This is a genomic window from Bizionia gelidisalsuginis (assembly GCF_008086185.1).
Lineage (GTDB): Bacteria > Bacteroidota > Bacteroidia > Flavobacteriales > Flavobacteriaceae > Bizionia > Bizionia saleffrena.
In genome coordinates this window covers 240,447-247,985 of sequence record NZ_VSKN01000002.1, presented here as the reverse complement: position 1 = coordinate 247,985, position 7,539 = coordinate 240,447, and the positions used below count along the sequence as shown (strand labels likewise).

General features: G+C 32.8%; 4 protein-coding genes and 1 tRNA gene. 1 reads left to right on the top strand and 4 read right to left on the bottom strand.

The genetic code is table 11. The features are described 5' to 3' along the window. The 4 genes from ES677_RS03085 to ES677_RS03070 all read right to left on the bottom strand — a co-directional run. On the bottom strand, window positions 1-181 hold a 181-nt coding region (locus ES677_RS03085), incomplete at its 3' end, for a transposase (protein WP_148380285.1). Window positions 182-204: 23 nt separating this feature from the next. Continuing rightward, window positions 205-1,032 (bottom strand): Abi family protein, encoded by an 828-nt coding sequence (locus ES677_RS03080; RefSeq protein ID WP_148380398.1) that lies wholly within the window; start codon window positions 1,030-1,032, stop codon window positions 205-207. A gap of 3 nt (window positions 1,033-1,035) precedes the next feature. Continuing rightward, window positions 1,036-4,341, bottom strand: coding sequence for an Eco57I restriction-modification methylase domain-containing protein (locus ES677_RS03075; protein WP_148380397.1), 3,306 nt, complete (start codon window positions 4,339-4,341; stop codon window positions 1,036-1,038). Between the two features lie 319 nt (window positions 4,342-4,660). Then, window positions 4,661-4,734: transfer RNA gene (locus ES677_RS03070), tRNA-Arg, on the bottom strand. Between the two features lie 768 nt (window positions 4,735-5,502). On the opposite strand from ES677_RS03070, the gene ES677_RS03060 reads away from it, so the two are divergent. Further along, entirely contained in the window at window positions 5,503-7,491 is a 1,989-nt protein-coding gene (locus ES677_RS03060; RefSeq protein ID WP_148380396.1) for an endonuclease, read from the top strand. Window positions 7,492-7,539 lie beyond the last annotated feature (48 nt).

Below are 7,539 nucleotides of genomic sequence, written 5' to 3'. Positions count from 1 at the left end.
AATTACCATTGCCTGGGAAACTTCCCGATTCAAAAGCTTCAAATTCTTTACGCCACTTGTATAAAAGAGTAACCTTGATACCTAGTTCTCTTGCTAGTTCTGACAGGTTCTTTCTGTCCTTACTTAATTCTACAGCTTGTCGTTTAAAAGCTGGATCATATTTCTTTCGCTCTTGTGTCATAAGTTAAATGTAAGACTTTATGCTTAACTTGTACTGTCCGCTAAATTAGCACATCCAACCTCTTCTTCTATATCAGCATGTCTATTAGTAGAGATACATTTCGTAAAAAAACTAATAACTTTTATACAAGCGTCTACAGAGTTTCTATCCCCTTTGTTGAATGTAATCTGAGGAATAGAATTAATACTTTGAGGTAAGTGAAAATCAAATAACACGGCTCCATGAGCGCAAATATTTCTCATTTGTCTTACTGTATGAATTAAACGCATAAATTTATCTAAATCTCTAATTTGATAACAATTTGATATTCTAATTCTTATATCTTCATTTTTGATATTTGCATAAGCTGTTATCACTGCTCCTAAAGTTAAATATTCAAATGTCTTCCAAACGGGAGCAAAGTCATCATTAGGGTGTTTCTTGTGATGTTTTTTTATGGTTAGATTGTCTGTTTTAAATTTTACATTATAAATTTTATCAAAATCTTTTATAAATCGAGTGTTCATTACATTTCTATTCACAAACCACTTAGGGTCTTCTTTATACTTCATTGAAGTGTAATAAATCACTTTAGTCCTAAAATTCACTTCTATTCTGTTAATATATTTTAAAAGCAAATGTTTTAAATCGGAGTCTAGATAATATAAAGTAACAATATCAGATATTTTAATATTTTCCTTAAATTTATCCGTTTTTTTATCTATAAAAGGATGGCAATAATAACCAAGACGGTAATAACCAATGTCTAGTAATATTTCTTTCAATTTATCTTCACTATAACAATCAAGGCTCAAACCCCTCGATTCGAATTTTTTTATTTGTTCTGGAATTGGAATTGCAAATTTTCCCATGTCTTAACTATTCTCTACAATTGCAATTTCATCCTCAGTCAACCCATACAACTTATAAACCATGGCATCTATTTCTTTATCTGTTTGGTTTATTTGAGCTTGTAAGGCTTGTGCTTTTTGTTTGTTGTCTTCGAAGAGGTCTAACCACTCAAACTCGTCTTTTTTGGTTAGTGTTGACACTTCTTCTAAACCTTCTTTAATACGAAGTTTATTATTTGCTTTTATGGCCTTGTTTAGTTGTTTTATAAAGTCTCCAAATTCTAGCTCGTGCCAGTTTTGTAGTTTTTTTGATAACTTTTCTAAACTAAATTTATGTTTGAGATAATTTTGAAATTTGTTAGAAATATTCTGAAAATCTTCATTTATAGAAAGCATTTCATCAACCGCTAAATCTAAATCAGAATTATTTAATACAGGAACAGGTATTTTACCAAAATATTTCCAAATTAATTGACAACCATTTTGTATTTGGGTACAATATTTTGTAATTAAAAACCAACCCATTTTAGAATTCAAAACACCTAAAAGCGCTTTGTTATCTGTTGGTATTATCCACATAGAATCATTACAATACAATTCTTGTTCATCAAATATAAAACAAGGTTTTACTTGAAATTTTTGATACATTATTTTTGGCTTTTTATATAAAGACAAATAGGATTCCGATGGATTATTATCTAACTCAAGCCAATGATGTTGACCTGTGAATGGTTTTTCATCAGTCATTTTACTACCGTTACATTGTCCTCTTTTCTTTAGTTTTTGTTCATATTGAATAAGGTGATTATAAATAGCAGGATACTTATCTTCAATGAATTTATAACTCCCAAAACCAGCCAAAATAATACTATCAAGATTTTCGCTTACAGGTTTGCCATATCTTGTTAAATCTCTTCCTCTTAAAATTGAACCAATTATTTGTTGTGAATTGAAATCTTCATTAATTAATTCTTGTTTTTTTTGTTTGTCTATTAAAAAAGCTTCGGTTAAACCAAATTTTATTCCATAATTTGCTTCACCATTTACAAATTCTTCTAATGATTTATTTGTAGATAAACGAGTTAAAAGGTTCTTCTCTAATTTAGAAGAGATAATCCAAGTATCTTTGCTGAAATCTGTAATTTCAAAAACTTCATTACTACTATTTACAATAGTTTCAAAGTCAAATACGTTTGTTGATTTCAAAACTGAAACATTAATTTTTTTCTTTGGCTCATTATTTTTTGCAATAAAAATACAAGGATATGTTGTTGCTCCTTCAAAAATTTGAATGTCACCAAAGTCGATTAATTGCTGTAATTCCTTATTTAGAAAAAATGCTCTTAAATTTTCGCCATACCCCGCTTGAAGCCATTTGTTCGGCATAATATAAGAACAATAGCCTTTTTCTTTTGTTAAACTAAATGCTTTTTCAACAAACAGAATATATAAATCACCTCGTTTATTGTAGGTTTCATAACCTTGCTTTTGCAGAGCTATAGAAACTTCTTTCATTCTTTCTAAATTAACATAAGGCGGATTGCCAATAATCACATCAAAACCACCTTTTTCAAAAACCTTCGGGAATTGTTCTTCCCAATTAAAAGCTTTATCTCCTGCAACGGCTTTGCTATCTATTAAAGAGTTACCACATTTAATATTACTACTTAAATCGTTTAATTTACGTCTTGGTTGTGCGGTACGTAACCACAAGGATAGTTTTGCAATTTCTACAGATTCTTCGTTAAGGTCTACTCCGTAAATATTATTTTCTAAGATGGTGTTTTCTATATCTGGAAACTGTAAACCACCACCTAATACTTTGGTTTTAAGCTCATCTATGTAAGTGTGTTCTTTTATTAAAAAGTCTAAGGCTTGGTTTAAAAATGCCCCAGATCCACACGCAGGATCGCAAATGGTTAGTTGTAATAGCCAATCTCTATAATCGTCTAGAGTTGTTACTAGCTTGGTTATTGTAGCTTTGTTTCTGTTTTTTCTACCTTTAAAATATTCTTCTTCTTTAAAACCGAGTTCAATTTTCTTTTCGTCGCAAAGTTTACCTATTGTATTTTCTACAATGTATTTTGTAATGTATTTTGGGGTGTAGAATACGCCATCTTTTTTTCGTTTGGATGTTTGCTTATCAAAATCGCCACCTTCAATTTCGGCATTAACGCTTTCAATTTCGTTTAATGAGTTTTCAAAAATATGCCCAAGAATATTAACATCTACTTGGCTTTCAAAATCGTAAGCTGCTAATTTACTGGTGTGTTTGTATAATAAGGCGCTATCAATTTCTAAATTATCTAATGTTTTGTCTTCTTTAAACAAACCACCATTGTAGGCGTATATTTCGGCTCTACTAGTTGTGCCTTTTCTTCCTTGATCTAAGAAATTAAAGTATTGTTTAAAGAGTATGTAAAGCGGTCTTTCGTCTCCAAAATCGACATCGCGTTTCCATTTGTCTAATATTTGCTGTGTGCTGTTTGGCGGTAATAAACCACGATCTTCTGCAAAGAAAATAAAGAGGTAACGGTCTATTAGTTTTTGAGACTTTTTAAATAATGTTAGTTTAACATTTTTTTCTAGTTTAAGCTGTTCTGCTTTTTCGTCTTCGTTTTCTACTTCTGTTAACTGCGATTGGTTTGCACGCGATAACGCTTCGGTTTTAATTCTTTTTACATTACGCTTTACTAAATCTCTAAATAGCTCTCTTTTAAATAAGGAGTAATCTTTATAAAATTGCTTAGTAATCTGTTCTTCTACAACTACAGACGCTTCCTTTATTTTTAAGGGATTATTATTTAAAACATTGTCTTTTTGCAGGCATAAATAAAATATGGCGAAACGCTCTGGAGATAATTCGAAAAGGTTAAACTCTTCAAACTCGGTAGCATCGTTTATGTAAAAACGTAGTTTCTCGAAGTTTGAGGTTATTACATATACGCATCCTTTTTGATTGGCTTTATAATCGAATGCTTGTTTACGTATGCTCTCTAAATCTTTAGTGTTTGTTCCTTTTAATTCTATTACACCAATTGCAACATCGTTATTTAATATTGCGCCATCTGCTTTACGTGCGTTGTTTTGGTTTTTATATTCTGCTACAAGGTTAAAATCGGCTTTAGGTTTTAATGTGTAGTCTAATATGTTTACAAATAACTCTGTTAAAAATATTCCTTGATATTCTTCTTCTTTAGATCCACGGATATTTTCTTGAATGGTTGGGTTTAAGAAATACTTAGTATATTTTTTATAGGCTTTGGCAACAACATCTTGATCTTGTAAACTTAAATGTTGCTTTAATACTGAGGTTTGAAATAATGACATTAATAGCTATATGTTTATTTAATCTTTAAAAATAGTAATATATATTGAGTTGCCATTATGGTTTGCCGTAAATAACTATTTGCTTTCCGAGTTAGTTAACAGAAGGTAGAAGGTGTAGTTGCTTTAAACTAATTAAAGTTTGAGCTAACAGAGCTATGGTTCTAAAAAATAGGAGAGGTGTAGAGGTCAAACCTTTAAATGAATTGGGGGTTTATAATTCATTGCGAAAGCTCTAATTAAATCGGGAATTGTGGGCAAAACGTGGGCAAATAAAAAAACCAACATTTACAAAAGCTTTGTAAAGTGTTGGTTTTAGTAGTGACCTCGACTGGATTCAAACCAGTAACCTCTTGAGCCGTAATCAAGTGCGCTATTCAGTTGCGCCACGAGGCCATTTTGAAACAATAATGCCATAAATAGCTTGTTTCGGGTGCAAATGTATTACTTTTTTATAGAACTTTCAATAGAAAAGTAAGATTATTTTATTTAATCTAAAGCGTTCTTAGTGACGTAGACTTTCCATCCCATTATAACCATCTGTAATTTAGTAGCTTTGCTTAAATCTAGGCGCTTTTTAGTGTAGCTCGGCAATACGCTTTTATTAATTTTTGCAAGTAGTTTAAATAGTGTTTTCCTCATAGTTGCAATACGGTATTATGCGTTGGTGGTGTTAATTTAGTGATAAAATTATAGTATTAATTGTTCCCTTGCAATCATCTATTAGCTTTTAAATAGTGCAAAATGTCTTCTAAATTCATTTTTAGAGTGTGTTTTAAGCCATTTTCGATATAATTGTAACACAATCTAATCATTTATTTCTGTTTTACTATTGTTAGTTAATTGGTTTTTATCGCTCATCAGCTCTTGCAAAGACAAGAGCAATAAGCCGAAATTATAAATCTTTTCGGTTATATTTAAAAGATAGAGCGTTTCAATAAGGCCTTTTATTAATTAAAGTATAGAGAACAGTGCTTTTGCCGTACCTTTCTTTTATGGTGTTTTTAATAACTGACGACTTATCATTTCAAAAAAGTGTAAAAAAAGTGTTTTTCTAGTATTGCCAATAATTGAGTATATTACTAAACCGTTATAAGTCTATGGGTTACCCTATTTAAAGTAAAAGACATAGGCCTTTTAATTAACCTTGTAATACATTTAATTATGAAAAAAAATGCGATTCTATTTCTTTTACTGCTATGGTCACAATATGGAATAGCGCAACTCGTAATTAACGAATTAGACTGCGATAATACGGGTTTGGACGATAAGGAGTTTATAGAAATTAAGTCTATCAATCCGTCAAGTTTAGAGATTGTACCCAATTTTTCTTTAGACGGCTATATTATTGTGTTGTTTAATGGTTCGAATTCGGGAGGCGATTCTAGCTATTTCAGAATTGATTTAAACGGAAGTATCACCGATGATAACGGATTGCTTTTAATAGGAAGTGAGACGGTTACACCTCTTCCACAGTTAATTATTCCGCCTAACGTTATTCAAAATGGCGCCGATGCCGTGGCGATTTACCAAGCACAAATGGACGATTTTATAGAGGGTACGCTTGCAACCACAACTAATTTAATTGATGTTTTGGTTTACAGTACAAATGATGCAGACGACAATGGGCTTTTAGCGCTTTTAGGTGAAACGATCCAGGTAAGTGAAGGCGCTAGTAATAATACGAATTCTATTCAGTTAAATAACGATGGCATAAGCTATGCAATCGGTGTACCAACTCCTCGCGTGTTAAATGATAATTCAGGAAATGTGCATAACCCAATTACCATTTCTACAGCGCAAGAGCAGTATAACGAAGGCGATGGTATCACTATTGTTTTTACAACCGAAATGCCTATCGATGGCGATCTAACCTTTAGTATTTCTTTAGATAATGGCACTTTTGATGTTTCCGATTTTACAGGAAATACAACGGTAACTATGCTAAGTGGCCAAACGACAGTCAGTGTGCCACTGACGATTATAGAAGACACTTTAGATGAAGGTGATGAGGAACTTGTAGTGCGTTTTTTAGACCTTCAACTGCCATATATTGCCAATAATTATATGTTGCGGCGCGTTGTAGATAACGATTTTACTATTACTAATTATGGTAGTCCAACGGCCAGCCCATATCCAAACCCAGCACCAAATCCTTTAATTGTGCAAAGCACACAACCTGATGGGTATTATGATAGTGCAAACGGTTTCTCGGGCGTAGATTTACGTCAGGCGTTACAAAATATAGTTGCAGACCAATCAACGGTGCGGGCTCAAACGTATACAGATGTTATCGAAATATTAAAAGAAGCCGACGTGAATCCAGCAAATAGTAATGAGGTCTGGTTGGTTTACAGAGAGCAAGGAAGACCAAAATTAGATTATCAAGTGCTGGGTAGTAGTACTGGTAAATGGAATAGAGAACATACGTTTCCGCGATCTTTAGGCGGTTTCGGAAGTATCGATTTGGATGAGATTGCCGATGGTAAAGATGTATATTGGATTACTAATGCAGATTCATTGCGTCACGCTAATTCCGATGCACATGCTTTACGTGCTGCCGATGGTCCGGAAAATAGTAGTCGAGGGAATCAGCATTACGGACAATACAATGGCCCTTCAGGGAATTTAAGTAGTTTTAAAGGCGATGTGGCGCGGAGCGTTTTGTTTTTAGCGCTGCGTTATAATGGCCTAGAGGTGGTTAACGGCTATCCTTCGGTAACAGGGCAAATGGGGGATTTAGCAACACTTTTAGACTGGCACAGAAATGATCCGCCAGACGATTTTGAAATGAATAGAAATAACGTCGTTTACACGTGGCAAATCAACCGAAATCCATTTATAGATCATCCAGATTTAGTCGAATATATTTGGGGAGATAATAGCGGAGATGTTTGGAACGCAACGTTAACTGTAGATAGTTTTACTTCTATAAGTGTAAAAATGTATCCAAATCCTGCAACCAATGGAGTCTATATTGCTGGAATTAAAAACAAGTATATGCTGTCTGTTTTTACAGCTCAAGGCCGAAAAATAGCGTCCAAAAACTATTCTGGCAATACCTATTTAGAGCTCAATTTACCTGCGGGTATGTATGTAATAAAAATAGATGCTGAAACTAATTCGGTAATAAAGAAGCTTATAGTGAAATAGTTATTTAAGAAAGCAATGTAAAAGCCCAAACCTTTTAAATGTTTGGGC

Bases quoted from the DNA above. Each gene is read 5' to 3' on its own strand.
- ES677_RS03080 (WP_148380398.1), bottom strand. From the start codon at position 1,032: ATGGGAAAATTTGCAATTCCAATTCCAGAACAAATAAAAAAATTCGAA.
- ES677_RS03075 (WP_148380397.1), bottom strand. From the start codon at position 4,341: ATGTCATTATTTCAAACCTCAGTATTAAAGCAACATTTAAGTTTACAA.
- ES677_RS03060 (WP_148380396.1), top strand. From the start codon at position 5,503: ATGAAAAAAAATGCGATTCTATTTCTTTTACTGCTATGGTCACAATAT.